Annotated in this window: 18 protein-coding genes; 1 reads left to right on the forward strand and 17 read right to left on the reverse strand. The window is 58.9% G+C overall.

The annotated features are described in order from the left end of the window. Nucleotides 1-151 precede the first annotated feature (151 nt). The 17 genes from DW211_RS00060 to aspS all read right to left on the reverse strand — a co-directional run bounded on the left by DW211_RS00060 (nucleotide 152) and on the right by aspS (nucleotide 18,023). Nucleotides 152-1,612 carry a S1C family serine protease gene (locus DW211_RS00060; RefSeq protein WP_118258523.1) on the reverse strand — a complete coding sequence of 487 codons (1,461 nt, stop codon included), beginning with the start codon at nucleotides 1,610-1,612 and terminating at the stop codon, nucleotides 152-154. 172 nt (nucleotides 1,613-1,784) lie between these two features. Further along, the gene (locus tag DW211_RS00065) at nucleotides 1,785-2,018 is read right to left on the reverse strand and encodes a hypothetical protein (protein ID WP_118258525.1); all 234 of its coding nucleotides are present in this window, start codon (nucleotides 2,016-2,018) and stop codon (nucleotides 1,785-1,787) included. Nucleotides 2,019-2,021: 3 nt separating this feature from the next. Beyond that, on the reverse strand, nucleotides 2,022-2,378 hold the full coding sequence (locus DW211_RS00070; protein WP_147357224.1) for a hypothetical protein: 357 nt from the start codon (nucleotides 2,376-2,378) through the stop codon (nucleotides 2,022-2,024). Nucleotides 2,379-2,858: 480 nt separating this feature from the next. Beyond that, a complete protein-coding gene (locus DW211_RS00075) occupies nucleotides 2,859-3,521 on the reverse strand; it encodes a response regulator transcription factor (RefSeq protein WP_117583361.1) in 663 nt (220 codons plus the stop codon). 50 nt (nucleotides 3,522-3,571) lie between these two features. Then, the gene (locus tag DW211_RS00080; RefSeq protein WP_118258528.1) at nucleotides 3,572-4,909 is read right to left on the reverse strand and encodes a glutamine synthetase family protein; all 1,338 of its coding nucleotides are present in this window, start codon (nucleotides 4,907-4,909) and stop codon (nucleotides 3,572-3,574) included. Between the two features lie 133 nt (nucleotides 4,910-5,042). Further along, complete coding sequence (locus tag DW211_RS00085) at nucleotides 5,043-5,414, reverse strand: DUF86 domain-containing protein (RefSeq protein ID WP_118258530.1); 372 nt, start codon at nucleotides 5,412-5,414, stop codon at nucleotides 5,043-5,045. Next, nucleotides 5,401-5,895 (reverse strand): type II toxin-antitoxin system RelB/DinJ family antitoxin, encoded by a 495-nt coding sequence (locus DW211_RS00090; protein ID WP_118258532.1) that lies wholly within the window; start codon nucleotides 5,893-5,895, stop codon nucleotides 5,401-5,403. The genes DW211_RS00085 and DW211_RS00090 overlap by 14 nt, the downstream gene beginning before the upstream one ends. Before the next feature lie 42 nt (nucleotides 5,896-5,937). Beyond that, on the reverse strand, nucleotides 5,938-6,960 hold the full coding sequence (locus DW211_RS00095; protein ID WP_158568450.1) for a LacI family DNA-binding transcriptional regulator: 1,023 nt from the start codon (nucleotides 6,958-6,960) through the stop codon (nucleotides 5,938-5,940). A 123-nt stretch (nucleotides 6,961-7,083) separates the two neighbouring features. Next, nucleotides 7,084-7,815 (reverse strand): GntR family transcriptional regulator, encoded by a 732-nt coding sequence (locus DW211_RS00100; RefSeq protein ID WP_158568451.1) that lies wholly within the window; start codon nucleotides 7,813-7,815, stop codon nucleotides 7,084-7,086. Nucleotides 7,816-8,326: 511 nt separating this feature from the next. Next, entirely contained in the window at nucleotides 8,327-9,580 is a 1,254-nt protein-coding gene (locus tag DW211_RS00105; RefSeq protein WP_118258902.1) for an ATP-binding protein, read from the reverse strand. A gap of 420 nt (nucleotides 9,581-10,000) precedes the next feature. Next, nucleotides 10,001-11,950, reverse strand: a complete 1,950-nt coding sequence (locus DW211_RS00110; RefSeq protein ID WP_118258537.1) for an NAD(P)/FAD-dependent oxidoreductase — start codon at nucleotides 11,948-11,950, stop codon at nucleotides 10,001-10,003. A gap of 102 nt (nucleotides 11,951-12,052) precedes the next feature. Then, nucleotides 12,053-12,253, reverse strand: coding sequence for a hypothetical protein (locus DW211_RS00115; RefSeq protein WP_118258538.1), 201 nt, complete (start codon nucleotides 12,251-12,253; stop codon nucleotides 12,053-12,055). A 175-nt stretch (nucleotides 12,254-12,428) separates the two neighbouring features. Then, the gene (locus DW211_RS00120; RefSeq protein ID WP_118258540.1) at nucleotides 12,429-14,756 is read right to left on the reverse strand and encodes a ferrous iron transporter B; all 2,328 of its coding nucleotides are present in this window, start codon (nucleotides 14,754-14,756) and stop codon (nucleotides 12,429-12,431) included. A 123-nt stretch (nucleotides 14,757-14,879) separates the two neighbouring features. Then, on the reverse strand, nucleotides 14,880-15,101 hold the full coding sequence (locus DW211_RS00125; RefSeq protein WP_006234774.1) for a FeoA family protein: 222 nt from the start codon (nucleotides 15,099-15,101) through the stop codon (nucleotides 14,880-14,882). Between the two features lie 39 nt (nucleotides 15,102-15,140). Beyond that, a complete protein-coding gene (locus tag DW211_RS00130; protein ID WP_233540901.1) occupies nucleotides 15,141-15,383 on the reverse strand; it encodes a FeoA family protein in 243 nt (80 codons plus the stop codon). A 236-nt stretch (nucleotides 15,384-15,619) separates the two neighbouring features. After that, on the reverse strand, nucleotides 15,620-15,868 hold the full coding sequence (locus DW211_RS00135) for an HPr family phosphocarrier protein (protein ID WP_158568452.1): 249 nt from the start codon (nucleotides 15,866-15,868) through the stop codon (nucleotides 15,620-15,622). Nucleotides 15,869-16,235: 367 nt separating this feature from the next. Then, nucleotides 16,236-18,023 carry an aspartate--tRNA ligase gene (aspS, locus tag DW211_RS00140; protein ID WP_118258543.1) on the reverse strand — a complete coding sequence of 596 codons (1,788 nt, stop codon included), beginning with the start codon at nucleotides 18,021-18,023 and terminating at the stop codon, nucleotides 16,236-16,238. A 256-nt stretch (nucleotides 18,024-18,279) separates the two neighbouring features. On the opposite strand from aspS, the gene serB reads away from it, so the two are divergent. Beyond that, nucleotides 18,280-18,915, forward strand: coding sequence for a phosphoserine phosphatase SerB (serB, locus tag DW211_RS00145; RefSeq protein WP_118258544.1), 636 nt, complete (start codon nucleotides 18,280-18,282; stop codon nucleotides 18,913-18,915). Nucleotides 18,916-18,974 lie beyond the last annotated feature (59 nt).

Here is an 18,974-nt window from a genome sequence, read left to right on the forward strand (position 1 = left end):
GCCGCCAGACTGGGGTGGGTCGCGCGATTAAACCATGCTCTTATCAGCTCTAAATGATCCGTTTTCCTCCGTCCCCAACGGATCAATAAAAAAAGGGCTGTCCCACGTTGATAGGACAGCCCCCTGGCCTCGATATGTGCGAAACGGCTCGTTAGTAGCCCTGGCCGTGGCCTTGCCCCTGGCCCTGCTGGCCTAGCAGCTCCTCCAGGTACTGGCGCAGCTGTTCGTCGGTAATACCGCCGTTGCCGGTGTCGGTCGAGCTGTCGTCCTGCTGCTGGTTCTGCAGCTCCTCGTCGGAGCCCAGCTCGACAGTGACCTTCTTCTCTTCCTTGCCGCGCATGAGCGTGATTTCGACCTTCTCGCCCACCTCGTGGCTGCGCAGTGCGATGATCAGGCCATCGGCGCTCGTGATCTCGTCGTCGCCCAGCTTGGTGATGACATCGCCCTCCTGAATGCCGGCCTTGGCAGCAGGACCATCCTCAACGACGCTCGCCACATACGCGCCGCTATCGGTGCTCAGCTTGTTGGTGCGGGCGTTGAGCGCGTTGACGCTCGAAAGCGTAGCGCCCATGTACGGATGCACCGGCGTCTTGCCGTCGATAATCTGGTCGGCAATGTTCTTGGCATAGTTGACCGGAATGGCAAAGCCCACGCCCGAGCTGGAGCCCGAGTAGCTCTCGATGAGCGAGTTGATACCCACAAGCTCGCCGTTATCGTTAACGAGCGCGCCGCCGGAGTTGCCCGGGTTGATGGCGGCATCGGTCTGGATCATGTTGGCATAGATGGTGTTACCGTTGGCAGAGCTCATGGCCGTGGAGCGATAGAGCGCCGAGACGATACCCGTGGAGACAGACTGCTCGTTGCCGAACGGCGAGCCAATCGCCATGACCCACTCGCCCACGTTGAGCTTGGAGGAATCACCGATCTCAATCGGCGTGAGCTTGGAGGCGTCTGCGTCCTTGAGCTTGATGACGGCCAGGTCGCTCGAAGCGTCGTTGCCCACGAACTCGGCCTCGTAGGTGGTGCCGTCATCCATGGTCACCACGTACTGGTCATAGCCATCGACCACGTGGTTGTTAGTGAGGATGTGGCCCTCGGTATCGAGCACCACGCCCGAGCCGACGCTGCCCGAGCTGTCCGACTCGTCGGCAGACTGCGAAAGCGAGCCATTCTGGCTGCCGCTCGAAGTGGCGGTAATGGAAACCACGGAGGGCAACGCCTTGGCAGAAACGGCCTCGGCCAGCGTGGTGTCCTCGGAATCAATCGTAATCTTTTGCGTCGATGAACCCGAAGCACCCGCCGTCACGGCATTCTTTCCGCCGCCAATGTTGAGCGTGCCACTCATAATGAGCGCAATGACCAGCAGGGCGCCGCAGGCACAGCCGGCGAGTGCCGTAATAAAGATCGGCAGCTTTTTGGTCTTAGTCTTGACCACGGTGTGCTTGTTTACAACCTGCTGGCTGCCCAGCGGCTTTCCGGTCTGCGTGTCGTAGGCCTGCACGTAGGGAATGTTGCTGTCGGCAGGCGTCGACTCTACCTGCACACGCGGCTGCTGTTGGGTCTCGCCGGCGTTGCCCGCATCCTGGGGACGCTGGGAATCGTTCTCGCTCATAGCTGCGATCCTTTCGTCAAATAACCAAAGGCCCGCCAAACATGTGGCGGGCCATCATTGTTCACGTTGAGTTGTACCCCAAGCTGGGCAGTCCCGAGCACTAGATGCCAAGATTTCAGCTTTGCTTAAGTAATGACATGCTTATAGGCCAATTCGTTTTATGCCGTCATGTCTATTCGATATAACAGTCGATAGCAAAACCCACGGCTTCGCTCTCTGGCGTGAAAATAGTCTCTCTGCTTCTTGTTCGCGTTTTTTCATTGCCATTTTCATCTCTGACCGCCGCGCCAACCACGAGCGCCAATCGCTTCCGAGCGTCCGGCAGCTCCAAGGCTTCCGCCATCCCAGCTCGCATCAAAATGGGAGCTCCTGCCATCAGGCCTAAGAACTGTTTTCCATCAATCATTCTTCATTCCCCTGGTCTGCTTGATTTGGCTTTCTCGGCTGAATGGGGATATAGAACAGTCCCGTCAAGTTCCTTATCTTCCACAAAAACTAGAATCCATTTTTCACCTGCCTTCAACCCTGCAACATATCCGGAACTTGACTTGCGGCGCATATCGATCTTTTTATGGCAACCACTTGGCATCAACGCCTCAAATTGCCCGTTATGAACATCCGATAGAGTGCGAACTTCGATCGCAACAACCGTGTCGTTTTCTCCCCCATTAGTCGCCCCTAGCAGGGACAAACTCACTGCAGCGACCAAGGCAAGGAAAAGAACCAATAGGAGTATTGCCCTTCGAATGAACTTGTCGCCGTTCACGAGCACAATCACCCCTTGCAATATGTTCCGTCGTGAGCCGTGTAAATTGATACGTCATATGGAAGAAACTGCAGCCGGTTTGTCTATCCATTCCAAACCACAAGCAGGTACTTCTTGGCATTTGAGTATGTGTTATACATTGCCACATAGCCCACAACTGCCATTGCGTGCCCGCTGCCATTTGACCGGAGCCCCCCGGAGAAAACATTGCCGAAACGCGCATGCGTAGGTTTTCGCCTCTTTGATAACTTTCGCCTGCGTTGGCGTTATCATTCCCGAAATCGTTTTGCTCGCATCAACAACGTAATCCCATTTATACAAATCCATGGCAAGTAACTAAATGTTATTCGCCAGATAGTGCTATACGCTTGATATTGTTTTTACTGACGCACTTTCAGTCGGTAAAAGGTATGATTCTTGCCACAAGCGAGAAAAGGGCACCGAAAAACTCCGGTGCCCTGTATCGTCTTCTGGTTATCCCTAGTCCTTAAACAGATAGCCCACGCCGCGGACGGTGGTGATGTGTGCCGCGATCTGCGGGCCCACCTTGGAGCGGATGCGTCGGATATGCACGTCGACGGTGCGCGTACCGCCGCAGTACTCAAAGCCCCACACGCGGTGCAGCAGTACCTCGCGGCTGTAGGCGCGGTTGGGATGCGTCGCCAAAAAACTCAGCAGCGAGTACTCCATCAGCGTCAGGTCAATGGGCTCGCTATCGAGTGTCACCTGGTAGGTGGCCAGGTTGATCTCAAGGTTATCGATGTTGAGCACATCATCGGAGGCGACGGGCTCCTCCTCGCCCATCAGACGCTGTGCACGAGCCTTGAGCTCGTTGGGCGTCGCCGTGGGACATACAAAGTCGGCATGCGCATGATTCGGCAGGCGCAGGGTGCCGAGCGCCTCGTCGTCGACGATCACCAGCATGGGAACGCCGCCGCGATCGTCGAGCCACTTGGCAATCTGATCGATGCGGTCGCTGCGGATGCCATCGGAATCGAGGATCAGCAGGTCAAAGTCGTGCGCCGCAGTTGGCGAATCGGGGGTGGCCAGACTCACCTCGACACCCAGGGTGGTCGTCAAGCTGCGGGCAAACTCGTGGAAGCGCGTCGTGCGCGCCATGAACAGGGCACTCTTTTCGGACATATCGGCCTCCAAAGAAATGAGCTCAATCGTACTGGGACAAGCCAGCGCGATTAGGAGTTCGCCAGGTAGTGCTTGATCTCCCATTCGGTGATCGTGGACTCAAACTTATGCCACTCGTCGCGCTTCTTTTTGAGGAAGAAGCTATGGATGTGCTCGCCGAGGGCATCCTTCATAAACTGCGAGTCCTCAAAGACGTCGAGTGCCTCTTTAAGCGAGCGCGGCAGCGGCGTATAACCGGCCTCGAGCATCTGGCGGTCGTTGAGCTTGAGCGTCTCGGCCGTGGCCTCGAGAGGGAGCTCCAGCTTGCGCTCGATGCCGTCGAGACCAGCCGCCAGCGTGACGGCGTTGACCAGATACGGGTTGGCCATGGGATCGGGGCTACGAAGCTCGATGCGCGTGGACAGCTGCTTGCCGGGCTTGTAGACCGGGATGCGAACCATGCTTGCGCGGTTGCGCAGGCCCCACGTGGCGTACTGCGGCACGGAGTCGCCGCCCGTGGTGATGCGCTTGTACGAGTTGACGGTGGGGTTGGTGATGGCGCTGATCTCGCGCGCGTGCGCCAAGATACCGGCCATGTAGTGCTTGGCGACGTCGGAGAGATGGTACCTCTCGTCGGCCTCGCCCCAAAAGACGTTGTTGCCGTCGTGGTCGAACAGCGACTGATGCAAAAACATGGCGCTGCCATCCTCGCCCGCCAACGGCTTGGGCATAAAGGAGGCGTGGCAACCGCTCTCGTAAGCTTGCTGTTTAATGATGAGCTTGGCCGTGGTAATGGCGTCGGACATGCTCAGGGCCTCGGCGTGGCGCAGGCTCATGCCGTGCTGCGAGCGACCGGCGGCGTGGAAGGTGTACTCCACGGGCACGGACATCTTCTCGAGCGTAAGGACCGTGTTGCGGCGCAGGTCGCGCGCGGCGTCGCTCACCGAAAGATCGAAGTAGCCCACGTTGTCGAGCGGCTCGGGCGTGCGCTCGTCGGGGAAATAGTAGTACTCCAGCTCGGCACCAACGTTGAGCAGGTAGCCGGCCTTCTCGGCCTTATGGAACATGCGGCGCAGCGCAGCGCGCGGGTCGCCGGCGAAGGGCTCGCGATCGGGAGTGCACACGTCGCAGAACACACGGGCGACGCCGTTGTGGCTCGGACGCCACGGCAAAATCTGGAAGGTCGAGGCATCAGGGAACGCCAGCATGTCGGCTTCCTCGGGCGTGGCAAAGCCCTCGATGGCCGAGCCGTCAAAGCCAATGCCCTCCTCAAATGCGACCTCGAGGTCCTCGGGGCTGATGGCAAAGTTTTTGAGGCGGCCGAGAATGTCGACAAACCACAGACGCACAAAGCGGATGTCACGCTGCTCTACGGAGCGGAGTACGTAATCGATGTTCTGCTGGTTCATGTCGCTCCCCTTTCTTTCGGGCGGGTTTCGACTGGTCTATACCGCAGATACTATCGCAGAAAAATGTTTCCGCAGGGTTAAAGCGTATCAAGCGCTCAAAAAACGTGCGCGAGCAGGCGGATATGGCAAGTGACTATCGTTCAGATTCGGAGACAATTTGTCTACAGGCTCGTTCCAACGCAGGGAACTCCATCGTCACTGCATCCCAAACAACCGATCGGTCGACATTGCCGTAATCATGCGCGAGGTAATTTCTCATGCCGATAATTCCACGCCACTCAATTTCGGGATGAAGCCGCTGCGAGCGTTCCGACAACTTGCCCGCTTCTTCCGTCACCCTAAGCGCGCACATCAAAAGGGAGTCCGCCAACGCCCTCGTCCGCACGTCATTCGCATGCAGAAACTGGTCCTCGGTGATATCAAAAGCCTTGATGCGCTCGTTCGTTTCAGAGATGGCGTCCAAGACCTCTTGGGCGCGGAGGCCGTCTGACTTACGCGCGATCATAAAGGATCACTCCTTCGCGCTCGATTACCGCGGCAAGATCGGCATCAAGATGGTCGCTCGAGACAAGATCAACCTGCCTCCCAGTTTCTTTGCGCACCGCCTCGCCGAATGCCGACAACGCGAAAAGGCCAAAGCCCTGATCGCGATCGACTTCGAGACGCAAGTCAATGTCACTATCGGCACGCGCGTCGCCACGAGCATACGAGCCAAAAAGAATCACGCTTTTGATGGCGGGAATCAGGCTGGCCGCCTCACGGACAGCGGACTCAATCTGAGCGGTATCCAAAATGCCCGCCGCGACGCTTCCGCTCGCAGAGCTTTTACCGAGTGAAGGGACAAACGGCAGCGAACGCTCGCGCAGCATCTGTCTCATAAACATATTGACTGCAACAGACGAAGTCATGCCAAGTTCTTCGCACAGCTCGGCAAATGAATCTTTAATTGACGAGTCCACTCGCACACTCAGCACAGACGCAGCCATGGATACCTCCTGTATGACATTGTCTATATATTATCACACAGACTAGCGCGAGGTCGAAGCGCGGTGTTCGATGTGGCCGGGGATCTCGATGCGCTTGGGAGCCAGCCTTGCGGCCTCGCCCACCGTGGTGGTGACGACGTTAATGCGCTCGGACAGACGCTCGACTACGCGCTCGGCGATGGCGACGGTGTCCTGCGCGGCCGTGGTCACACCGCCAAAGAGCACGTGGTTCCAGGGGTAATCGTCAAACGTCGCAATCTTGAGGCCAGCCGGCAACGAAGGTCCCAACTGTGCCAGCGCCTCGGTCAGGCGCAGAAAGACCAGGCCGTTGACGGCAATGAGGCCGAGCTTTTTACCCGCATAGCCGCGGATGGTCTCGTCCAGGCGGCCGACGCCCGTGGCGCCGCCGTCGGCCAGGGTGACGACCTCGCCGGCTAGGCCGCGGCGCGAGAGCTCGTCGGCAAAGGCCTCGGCGCGCTCGCGACGCACGGGGCTGTCGTCGCTTGCCTCGGTAAGCAGGCACAGGCGCTCGCTGCCGGCGGCAGCAAGAGCGTCTACCAGGCCGGCAACCAGCTCACGGTTGTTAGAGATCACCAGATCGATGCCGCCATTGGCAACATCGCGGTCGAGCAGCACAACGGGTAGGCGTCCCGCGGCCGCGGCGATTGCCTCGTCGTTGCCGCCGCAGGTGTTGACGACCAGGCCGTCCACGCCGGCATCGATAAGCCTCGTGAGCGATTCGGCCTCCTTGGCGGGGTCGTTGCCGCTAATGGCCGTCATAAGCAAGCAGCCGCGCGCGGCGGCACTGGCGGAAAGCCCTTCGAGCATGGCGCTGGAGAACGGATTAGCAATGTCGGCTAAGATCACGCCGATGAGGTTGGTACGCGAGCTACGCAGATTGCGCGCGGCGGCACGCGGGCGATAGCCGGTACGCTCGATGACCGCCGCGATGCGGGCGCGGGTTTCCTCGGTCATCTGCCCGGGGCGGTTATTGAGGTAGCGCGAGACCGTGGCCGGGCTCACGCCCGCCTCGGCGGCAATGTCCTTGATTCTCATCTGCGCCATAGCGCACCCCGTTTCCCAATTGTCGGCAGTCTGAGCCATTTTAGGCATTCTTAAAAATCTCGATTTCAAAACGCTGTAGGTGGGCAGCATCGTTTTTACGTCTTGAGCAGATGCGATGATGGGCTAGATATTCGAGTCTTTAGGCAGCTCAAAATAGTCGGGATGCAAGGCGATAACCGGGCCCTGCTCCTCGGGCATCAGGTGCAAGTGCGTCTCTGCCAGGTAGCTCGCCGTGTCGGTATCGCCCCTCTTAATGGCCTCGAGAATCCGACGATGTTGTCGACGAATCGGCTCCCAATCCAGGTCCTGCGACACCATACGCAACCAGTTGTATCGCTCAAAATGCGTGTTGACGCTCTTCATCCAATCCCACAGCATGTGACGACCGGCAATCTCAAAACACGTCTCATGGAACAGGTTGTCCAGATCGAAAAAGCGACGCGTCTCGCTATGGTCGAGCGATTCGGACTCGGCAAGAATCTGCTCGAGCCGATGCTTTTGCTCGGACGTGGCAGCCGAACAACATTTAATGAGTACGCTTCTTTCGAGTTTCTCGCGCAAGAAACAGGCATTCTCGGCGTGTTCCATGCTGATCTTAGAGACGTAGGTGCCGCTCTTGGGACGCGTTTCCACCAGCTCCTGCTCACGCAGGCGCACAAAGGACTCGCGAATGGGCGTGCGCCCGATTCCCGTCTCCTTTTCCAGACCAATCGCCGAAAGGCGCGTGCCGGGCCTGAGCTCGGCATAGATGATCTTGGAGCGCAGTGCGTTGTATGCCTGATCTTGCAGGCTCTGATAATGCTGGTGTTGTTCCATAAAGCCCTCGGATGAAGCCCACGGTTTGTCGAATTCCACCACGTAATACTATCGCATCGACACGCCCCAGCTCCCAATCAGTCTTTTTGGGACGTGTCTCTTTTAGCTACCCTGGCCCGCAGATCGGCCCCCTTGCCACAAAAGTGGCCCATCTACTACGTTAACACGGATAGCCTCGGCCATACCGAAAACTGTGAAAACAAAACCGCAGGTAGACAGCTTGTCGATTTTCGAAAAAGCCGGCTATGGTTGACCCCTGCGGCTTAAACGTAGTAGATAGGCCCTTTTCGTGGCGCAGCACTACTGCACCCCAAATTGGCACCCCGAGCCTGTTATAAGTTGCTGTGAAATACGGACGGTTGATAATCAAGGGTTGAAAATCAAGGCGCGCTATACGTCTTGCTATATCTCACTATACTTTGCTGTACGTCGCTATACTTTGCTATATCTTGCTATAACTTGACAATAATCGGCCCGTTACCATCCGGGATATAACGGACCCCAAGCCAACACTGGCTTGGGGTCCGTCTTGTACCATGGCTCTTTTGAACTATGAGCGCTCATATTTCGTGGCCCGCCCGGTTCCCTGCCTTACGATTGTATTCCGTTCAAGCAGAGATTCGAGTGCCGCCAACGTCCGCATGCGGCTCAGCCCCGTCTGTTTTTCAATCTCGCTTCGCGACATAATTCGCCCGCCCGACAAGGCCTTGAGAACCTGGACCTCTTCCTCGGACCCTTCAAAGGCATCGGTAACGGGCAACGTGACGGCCACCATGCCGCCGCGAACATCAAAAATTGGTTGATTGATCGAATCGCGATAGGCACGTCTAATGCGCGCGATTCCCGTACCAAATTTCTCGATGTAATCCAGCTTTAAGAAGGCCTCTGCAACGATGGGGTTTCTGAGCACGGATATCTGCCCATACAGGTATTGTTCCGTCGTCAAACCGGCAGGCAGCGATCCGGGGGAGGTCACAACGACGCGATCGTCGTACAGGGCAATTTGAACGTTCGCTCGAACGTCCCACGTTCGATGCACCAAAGCGTTTGCAACAGCTTCGCGGAATGCCTCAAGAGGAATTCGATCGGTTTGGACGCGCTCCATCCCTTCGATACGCTCATAACGGTAGTAGCGTGCAAACATAGCCACCGCCCTGTCCACCTGCTCAATTGCGGATACATTTGTCGCCGACTCACGATCCAAGATCACATCGTCGGTATCACCAAAACGGACGCAGTCGATGCCCGGAAAATCATTCTTATCCGCTAAAATCGCCGCGGCATTGGTATAGCCATCCTTGCCGAGCAAGCGGAGCGTACGCATGATATCCGGCGTTAGCTCGGAAATGCCGAGGTGTTCAACACACTTATGCTCGAGCGTATGAAAGCCCAAGTCCTGGCGAGCCGACGTGAGCGCGTCGAACGTTACGTTGCTGCCTTCGAGCGTCAGCCTGCCATACTCAAACCGGTCGACCTCCACCGTTGCCGAATCGTTTCGCCTGTAGGCCTTTCCCTTGCTTCGATAGGGTTTGTCCTGTCCCTCATAAACCGTAAGGATTACGGTCCCGTGTTTCTCATCGGGCTCGAGCGTGTAACGGGGAGCGGGATCCAAGCTGTCATTAATCATGTTCTCGATGCGGAGACACTCTGCGACCGGATCTGCAAGGCCGACAGCCACGCCCTCGTCATCAACGCCGAACTCAATCTTGCCCGTCCCGTAGTTTGCATAGGCGCTCACCGTTTTAAGAAACGTCGGCGTAACGCTTTCCTTGTATTCGACTGTAGGGCTCTCTCTAACAACCATATGCGCAACCCCCTCGTTTCGCACCATTCATAATCGTATTATAAGACGAAAACCGTTTGCGTATTGATTAATAGAAGACGCAAACGGTTTTCGTCTTGATTTGCGTACGGAATTAAGACGAATAATTTCGCTTTCGTATGGCTCAATACCGGACGCAGACTGTTTTCGTCTGTCAATACGCCTGCAATCCAAACGAAAAGAGCCCCGAGCTCGTATGAACTCGGGGCTCTTTGCGCCGCACATCTATGAGAGGAAAAATTCGATGCGTACGGGCGCTACTCCATGAAGCCACCCTGGGATGGCGGCAACCTCGCCGTTACCCGTCTGATGGGCGTGCTCAAGGCATCCGTTCCCCTCTTTATCGACGTAACGGGCAAAAAAGCTCGTCGAGGAGACCGTCCGCACGCACCAAGGGGCTGATTAGAGCTCGCAGGCAACCTTGTAGCCATCGCCGATGGCGTCGCGGATGTTGCCGCACTTGTTGGCATCGCCCAGCACGTGGGTGGCAACACCGGCTGCAGCCAGGTCATCGGCCAGCTTGGTATTGGGACGATAGCCCATGGCAAGCACCAGCGTATCGGCACCGGCGATGGTGCGGATCTCGCCGTCCTTCTCGTAGCTGATGGTGTCCTCGGTGATCTCGGTCACCTTGGCCTCGGTCAGCACGTGAACGCCCTTGGAGAGCATGCGCGTGATGAGCACCGCGCGACCGGCGCCGCCCTCGTTAGCGGCAAGCGTCTTGGTCATCTCGATGACGGTGACGTCGCGATTGGCCGGCGACAGGTCGTTGACCAACGGGGCCAGGTAATCGGCCGTCTCGCAGCCGACGGTGCCGCCGCCCACGATGACAATCTTCTTGCCCGGGAAAGCCTTGCCGCCCAGCAGGTCGTCGGCCGTCATAACCTGCTTAAAGCCCTGCATAAAGGCCGGAGCGATGGGCTCAGCGCCATAAGCCAGGACAACCTCGTAACCCGCGTAGTCGCGCTGAATGTCCTCGGCCGAGAGCTCGGTGCCAAAGACGCACGTGACGCCTGCCTCGGCCAAGCGACGGTACTGATACTTGATCACACGCGTGAGCTCCTGCTTTGCCGGCGGAACGGCCGCAATGCGCATCTCGCCGCCCGGCTCGTCCTGCTTATCCACGAGCACTACGTTGTGGCCACGCTTGGCGGCAATGAAGGCTGCCTCCATACCCGCAGGACCAGCACCCACGACCAGAACGTTCTTGGCCTCTGCGGCAGGCTCGTAGCCGGCCTCGTCGCGCTCCACGTCCGGGTTGACGGTGCAGGAGATACGCTTGCCGAACATAATGCCGTTCAGGCAGCGCAGGCAGCCGATGCAGGGACGGATCTCGTCGGCGTTGCCGGCAGCCGCTTTGTTGCAGAACTCGGCATCGCACAGATTGGCACGGCCCATCATGCAGATGTCGGCAGCACCGTCCTCGATCAGCTCCTCGGCAATCCATGCCTCGTTGATGCGGCCGACCGTGGCAACGGGAATATTCACATGCTTTTTGATCTCGCGCGAGCAGGCGGCGTGCGAGGCCTGCTGCGTACCGGCGGCGGGAATGGCGGAGCCGCGCTTGATGGTAGTGCCGCCCGACACGTGGATCATGTCGACGCCGGCCTTCTCCAAGCGGCGCGAGACGTAGATCATGTCGTTGAGGGTCAGGCCGCCATCGGTGTACTCGTCGCCCGAGATACGGACGTCGATGATGAAGTCCTTGCCGCAGCGCTCGCGAATCTCGGCGATGACCTCGAGCAAGAAGCGCATGCGGGCGTCGAGCGAGCCGCCGTACTCGTCGGTACGCTTGTTGTAGAGCGGGGTCAAAAAGCCGCCGAGCATGCCATGGGCGTGCGCCGCATGGACCTCAACGCCATCGACGCCGGCCTTCTGCATACGCACGGCGGCGTCGCCGAACTGATGCGTGAGCTCGTGAATCTCATCAACTGTGATGGGGCGCGGTGCCTCGCGGGCATAAGACGGGCCCACAAAGGACGGGGCGATGAGGCGCGGCGTGCCCGGAATGTTAAAGGCCATGTAGGCGGGGTGGAAGAGCTGCGGCATGATCTTGCAGCCATACTCGTGGACGGCCGCGGCGAGCTTTTCCCAGCCGGGGATAAACGTGTCGTCGTAGCAGCACATGTCACCCGGCAGATAGGTATAGGTGGGCTCGACCGTCACGACCTCGGTGATGATCAGGCCCACGCCGCCCTTGGCACGGGCGCGGTAGTGGTCGACCAGGTCGTCGGTCACATAGCCGTGGTCGGCCAGGTTGGTAGACACCGGCGGCATAAAGACGCGGTTCTTGACCTCGGTCGTACCGACCTTGATCGGACTAAAGAGCATCGGGTAGGCGGAGGACTCCATACAGGGTTCCTTTCGTTTGGGCCGCTCGGCGGCAGTTGCTAACGTACTTATCGTATCAGCAACTGCCGTATCCGAAGTAATGCATTCCCAAACGCTGGTCGGCTAATGAATACCGCGGCTCAAATCTTCGGCAATTTTGTCCACGCCCTTAAGCGCGGCGCACGTCTTTTTGTTGGAGCAATGTCCCGTGCAAACGCCACCTTGAGCGCAGTCGGCGCAGGTGCCCTTGCGATAAATGCGCACGCACACGGCGACAAACGCAATGCCGATAACAGCCAGTACAACAATATCGATAGGTGCCATAGCAAGCCTCCTCTAGTTAACCACCACTTACTTTACCCCATTCTCCACCTACCAAAAAGGGACAGGTTTATTTTGGTCGGTTTTATCTGCGGAAACGCCACATCTCCCCCACCAAAAAGCCCGAGTGTCGCTGGGACACCCGGGCTCGTGGAAAGGGGCTGATCCTTATTCGGACTTAAGCGGAAACTGCGGCGGAAGCGGTGTTGGTCTCATCCTCGTCGGTCCAAGCGTGCTTGGGCATGGGACGGAAGATCTGGAAGAGCATCGCAACCAGCAGCACGATGGCCACAACCGTCCAGATACCAAACTGGCCAAGGACAAGCAGGTTGTAGAACTGGTTGATGAACAGGCCGATGACCCAAGCGAAGGCGCACTCGTAGCCGATGGCAATCGCGGTCCACTTGCCGGAGTCCATCTGATTGCGGATAGTGCCCATGGCGGCAAAGCACGGGGCGCACAGCAGGTTGAAAGCGCCGAAGGCAACGCAGGCGCCCATAGTCGGGAACATGCCGGCAAACGCGGTCCACAGGCTCGGGTCGGTCTCGGCGGCGTCAGCAACCGACAGCAGCGAGCCGGCGGTGGCGACGACGTTCTCCTTGGCGACAAGGCCAGAAACAGTCAGCGCAGTTGCCTGCCAGGTGCTAAAGCCGAGCGGGGCGAAGATCCAAGCGACCAGGTTGCCGAGCATGGCAAGCACGGAGTAGTCCATAAACTCCTCGGGGATGCCGTCCATCGCAGGCAGGAAGCCAAAGGAACCGTTATAGCTACCAAAGTTGGAGAGGAACCAAACGACGACGGTGGACGCGAAGATGACCGTGCCGGCCTTCTTGATAAAGGCCCAGCAGCGTTCCCACACGTGCAGCGCCCAAGAGCGGATCGCCGGGAAGTGGTAGGCAGGAAGCTCCATAACGAACGGCGTCGGACGGCCGGCGAAGAGCTTGGTCTTCTTGAGCATGAGGCCCGAGGCGATGACGGCAAAGACGCCCAGGAAGTAGAAGAGCGGGCTGATCCATGCGGCGGTGGTGGAAGAATCGCCGATGATGGAGCCCATGAGCAGGGCGATGATCGGCAGCTTGGCACCACAGGGAATGAACGTGGTGGTCATGACCGTCATGCGGCGGTCCTTCTCGTTCTCGATGGTCTTGGTGGCCATGACGCCGGGGACGCCGCAGCCCGAGGACACGAGCATGGGGATAAAGGACTTACCGGACAGGCCAAAGCGGCGGAACACGCGGTCCATGATGAAGGCGACGCGGGCCATGTAGCCGCAGTCCTCCAGGAAAGACAACATCACAAAGAGCAGGAACATCTGCGGCACAAAGCCGAAGATGGCGCCCAGGCCGCCGACGATGCCGTCGCAGACCAGCGAATCGACCAGGCCACCGTCCTCGGTGCCGCCCGCCACAAGGGCGTCGTGCACCACGGTGGTGATACCCGGGACATAGGGGCCGTACTGTGCCGGGTCGACCGAGTCGGCGTTGTCGCCCGCAGCCTCAACAGCTGCGTCATAGGCGTCGCGACCCTGACCGAGCACGTACCAGCCGTCGGTGCCGAAGAGCTGGTCGTTGGTGAAGTCGGTCACCGTGCCGCCCAGGGTGGAAACGGCGATGTAGTACACGCAGAACATGATGACCACAAAGATCGGCAGGCCCAGGATACGGTTGGTAACCACGCGGTCGATCTTCTCGGAGGTGCTCATCTTGGCCGGAGCCTTGGTCATGCACTCGTCGATAATGTGGGCAATCACGCCATAGCGCTCGCCGGTGATGATGGACTCGGCGTCGTCGTCGCAATCCTGCTCGCACTGGGCGACCAGCTGCTCGACGCGAGCGGCCTTCTCCTTGGTGAGGTTGATGAGCTTGCAGGCGTCCGCATCGCGCTCAAACAGCTTGACCGCGTAGTAGCGACGCTTGTTGGCGGGAACGCTCGCCGGCAGGTTGTTCTCGATGTGGTCCAGAACGTCCTCGATGGAGGAATCGAACTTGTGCTCCGGCACCTGGCCCTTGGAAGCAGCAGACTTCTTGACCTGCTCGAACAGCTCCTTGATACCCTTGTTTTTAAGGGCCGAGATCATCATGACCGGGCAACCGAGCTTCTTGGACAGCTTGTCGGTGTCGATCTTGTCGCCGTTCTTCTCCACGAGGTCGGCCATGTTGAGGGCCACGACCACGGGCAGGCCGGTCTCGATGACCTGAAGTGCCAGGTACAGATTGCGCTCAAGGTTGGTCGCGTCGACAACCTGGACGACCACATCGGGCTCGCCGCTCATGAGGTAATCGCGCGAGCACTGCTCCTCGGGGCTGTAGGGGGAAAGCGAGTAGATGCCGGGGAGGTCCGTAATCGTGACGTTCTTGTCACTCAGGAGCTTGGCTTCCTTTTTCTCAACCGTGACGCCGGGCCAGTTGCCAACGTAGCCGTTGGCGCCGGTGATCAGGTTGAAAAGCGTGGTCTTGCCGCAGTTGGGGTTACCCGCCAGCGCGACATGGATCTGAGAATCCGCCATTCAATCCTTCTTCCTTGTGTGCCCGCGCTGCTTTCTCCGCGCAGGCTGGATAATGTGCTACAACGTTGCAAGTTTAAGTTAGAAAAACCTAACTTTATCTGCAGAAATATTCGCCGTCGGCCCTTACTGGACCTCGACGACGGCAGCCTCCTCCTTGCGGATGGAAAGCTCGTAGCCGCGCACGTTGATCTCGACCGGATCACCGAGCGGTGCAACCTTTACGACCTTGAACGAAGTGCCCTTGATGAGCCCCAGGTCCATGAGGTGGCGGCGCAGCGCGCCCTCACCGTGAAGCTTGACGATGGTAGAGCTCTCGCCCACCTTAACGTCACCCAACGTCTTCATTTACTTGTCCCCCTTTCAGTTTTTACAGAATGCTGCGGACTAACCGACGGTCATGATGTGCATGGCAACCTTGGAATCGATGCCAAAGCGTGCACCCAGCACGGTGACGATGATATTGGCGCCACTCGAGCTCACCACGTGAACCTCGTTGCCCTCGACAAAGCCAAGGTCCTTGAGGTGATGTTTCATGTCCTCATTGCCCTTTACGCGAGACACGTGCACGGTTTCGCCCGCCTTCACCATCGAAAGCGGCATGGCCGGCATCTGCGGTCCGCAAGACATGAGTGTGCTCCTAACGTCAGTTCGTCCTCAACATCGACGCAGCAAAAGTTAACCACGTCTATGTTCGCTTTAGTAAACTAGCACGTGGTTAACTTTTTTGGAAGGGTCCCTATTCAGTTTTCGAAAAAGTTTCCTATATGAAACAAAGAAGGCACTGCAAAGACTGTCTCTTTGCGGTGCCTTGTCATACCAATTTATGCAACAGAGGGGGCTGCCCCTTTGCCACATTATTGCGGTTAAAGCGAGAGGTTTCTGATCGACGTGACGCAGGAAGCCTCGTCTACGCCCGAAACGCGAAAGACGATATCCTCGCCGCATTCGCCGTAGAGGGCCATGAGCCCCATCACATTGCGGCCATCCGTGTGACGATCGCCGATGCTGACCGAAACGTCGCTACGATGCTTGGCAATGATATCGTAGAGCAGCGCAACCGGGCGGGCATGTAGTCCCAACGGATCTTTAATCGTCTTTGTAAACTCGACCATGTCCCCTCCCGCGGCATCGCACATTCGGCCGGCAAACCCAGCCACGTGGTAGTTATTGTAGCGTTAGATGCTTGTCGAAGCCCGCCAGAAGCTCGACCGGAAAGCGCGTCCCATTATTTGGCTGGATTCTGGGCCCCAGTTTCCCAAAGGGCCCTGTTTGGGAAACTGGGGCCCGCTCTGAGTGCAAATTCCGGGTCGTAGTTTCCGCGGAACAACCCTAGCGGAAAGCTCATCCCATTCCGGACGCAGATTCCGGGACGCACTTTCCGCGACGCCCAGTCACCCTATGCCCTCACAACCTCGGCGCATAAAAAACGAGGGAAGGCACACGTCCTTCCCTCGTTACGGGCAATATGTAGCTGCTCGCCTACATCAGGCGCAGGCTGACGTCCTTGAGCTGGGCGCCGGAAACGGCACTCGGGGCGCCCGACATGAGGTCGGAGCCGCTGGCCGTCTTGGGGAACGCCATGACGTCGCGAATGGAGTCGGAGCCGGTGAGCAGCATGCACACGCGGTCCAGGCCCAGGGCGAAGCCGCCCATCGGGGGCGCACCAAACTTGAGGGCCTCCATGAGGAAGCCAAACTGAGACTCGGCGCGCTCTTCGGTAAAGCCCAGGAGCTTAAGCATGGACATCTGCATCTCGGCGTTGTGGATACGCATACCGCCGCCGCCGGCCTCAAAGCCGTCCATGACAAAGTCGTAGGTGCAGGAACCGGCTGCCAGCGGGTCGGCCTCAATCTTGGCGATGTCGGTCTCGGTCGGCAGGGTAAAGGGCTGGTGCTCGGCAGCATAGGCCTTGCGATCCTCGTCCCAGTGGAACAGCGGGAAGTTGACGACCCACAGGAAGTCGTGGCCCTCGCGCTTGATCTCGAGCGCGTTAGCCATGTGGGAACGCATGCCGCCCAGGATCTCGTCGGAGAGCAGGCGCGGGCCGGCGGCGAACATCACAAGGTCGCCGGGCTCGACGTCCATGCGCTCGCGCAGAGCAGCCATCTCCTCGTCCGAGAAGAACTTGACGATGGGGCTGTTGATGGAGCCGTCCTCGCGGAAAGCGATCCAGGCCAGGCCCTTGGCGCCAAACGTGGAGGCCACGCCGGCAAGCTTATCGATCTTGGCACGCGCCCAGGCACCGGCACCCTTGGCGTTGATAGCCTTGACGACAGAGCCCTCCTCGTTCGCAGCGGTCGCGAAGACCTTGAACTTGGAGTTGGCAAAAATGTCGGTCAGGTCGACCAGGTGCATGCCGTAGCGCGTATCGGGCTTGTCGGAGCCATAGGTGTCCATGGCCTCCCAGTAGTTCATGCGACGCAGCGGCGTGGGCATCTCGACGCCCATGCGGCCGAAGGCGTCGGCCAGGACCTCTTCGAGCGCGCTCATGACATCGTTCTGGTCCACGAAGGACATCTCGATATCGACCTGGGTGAACTCGGGCTGACGGTCGGCACGCAAGTCCTCGTCGCGGAAGCACTTGGCAACCTGATAGTAGCGCTCGACGCCACCGACCATAAGCAGCTGCTTCAGGAGCTGCGGGGACTGCGGCAGGGCGTAGAAGTTGCCCGGCTGGATGCGGCTGGGGACGATGAAGTCGCGGGCGCCCTCGGGCGTGGACTTGAACAGGGAGGGCGTCTCGACCTCCATGAACTGACGGTTGTGCAGCGCCTCGCGAATGGCAAAGGTAAAGTCGGAGCGCAGCTTGAGGTTGGCCATCATCTCGGGACGACGAAGGTCCAGATAGCGATAGCGCAGGCGGGTGTCCTCGCTGGTCTCGATGCCGTCCTCGATCTGGAACGGCGGGGTGACGGACGTATTGAGCACCTCGGCGTGGTCGGTCAGGACCTCGATCTCGCCGGTGGCGAGCTTGGTGTTGGTGGTCTCCTCGCCACGGGCGCGCACGACGCCGTGAATCTTGATGGGCCACTCGGGACGCATGGTCTCGGCGATCTTAAAGGCGTCGCCGTCGGAGTGCTCGGGGTCGAAGGTAAGCTGCGTGATGCCCTCACGGTCGCGAAGGTCGCAGAAGATAAGGCCGCCGTGGTCGCGGCGACGGCTCACCCAACCGGTGAGGGTGACCTCTTCGCCCACGTTCTCGAAGCGAAGCTCGCCGCAGGTACGGGTGTGCATGGAATGCTCATCGATGGGACGGGTCTGGCTCATACCAGTGATCCTCCTTTATGGATCTGTGCCGCCCCGTGTCGTTCCGGGCGGCGTCGTACAGATTTGCCCAGCCTGCGTAAACCGCGCAGCCAGACATGGCGTTCTATCTTATCGCACTCGCGTCGATGTGCCGCGAAAAAGTGGCTCCTGCCCAAAGACTTGACGGAGACGAAACAATTGACGCGCCGCGACACCCGCCCGCGCTCGTCACGTGCGACAATATGCCCCAATAAAACAGCACTCGGAAAGGCCCGCCATGACTGCACGCCTCATCGTTATGGATATCGACTCCACGCTCATCAACCAGGAGGTCATCGACCTGTTGGGCGAAGAGGCCGGCGTGGGCGAGCAGGTGGCACAGATCACCGAACGCGCCATGCGCGGCGAGCTTGACTTTAAGCAGGCGCTCGAGGAGCGCGTGGGGCTGCTCGCCGGCCTGGGCGAGAGCGTGTTCGAGCGCACCTTTGAGCGCGTGACATTTACCCCCGGCGCGTTGGAGCTTGTGCGCTCGGCACACAGCAAGGGTTGGAAGGTCGGCGTCGTGAGTGGCGGTTTTCACGAAGTCGCCGATAAGATCGTGGCCGCCGCGGCCATCGACTTTTGCCTGGCCAATCGTCTGGAGGTCGTGGACGGCAAGCTCACCGGTAAGTTGGCTGCCGACATTGTGACCAAGGAGTCCAAGCTCATCCAGCTGCTGGACTGGGCAGTTGAGTGCGGCGTCGACATGGCCCATACCGTGGCGATCGGCGACGGTGCCAACGACATCCCCATGATTCAGGCCGCGGGCACGGGCATCGCGTTTTGTGCCAAGCCCAAGACGCGCGAGGCCGCCCCGTTTGCCATCGACGAGCGCAATCTGATGCTCGCCATGGACATCATCCTGCGCGACTAGCCAATCCGTCTAGCAATTGAATCAGTCTGTCCTATAGTTTCCGAACAATTCTGTCTTAG

It is taken from the genome of Collinsella sp. AM18-10 (assembly GCF_003471585.1).
Classification (GTDB): Bacteria; Actinomycetota; Coriobacteriia; order Coriobacteriales; family Coriobacteriaceae; genus Collinsella.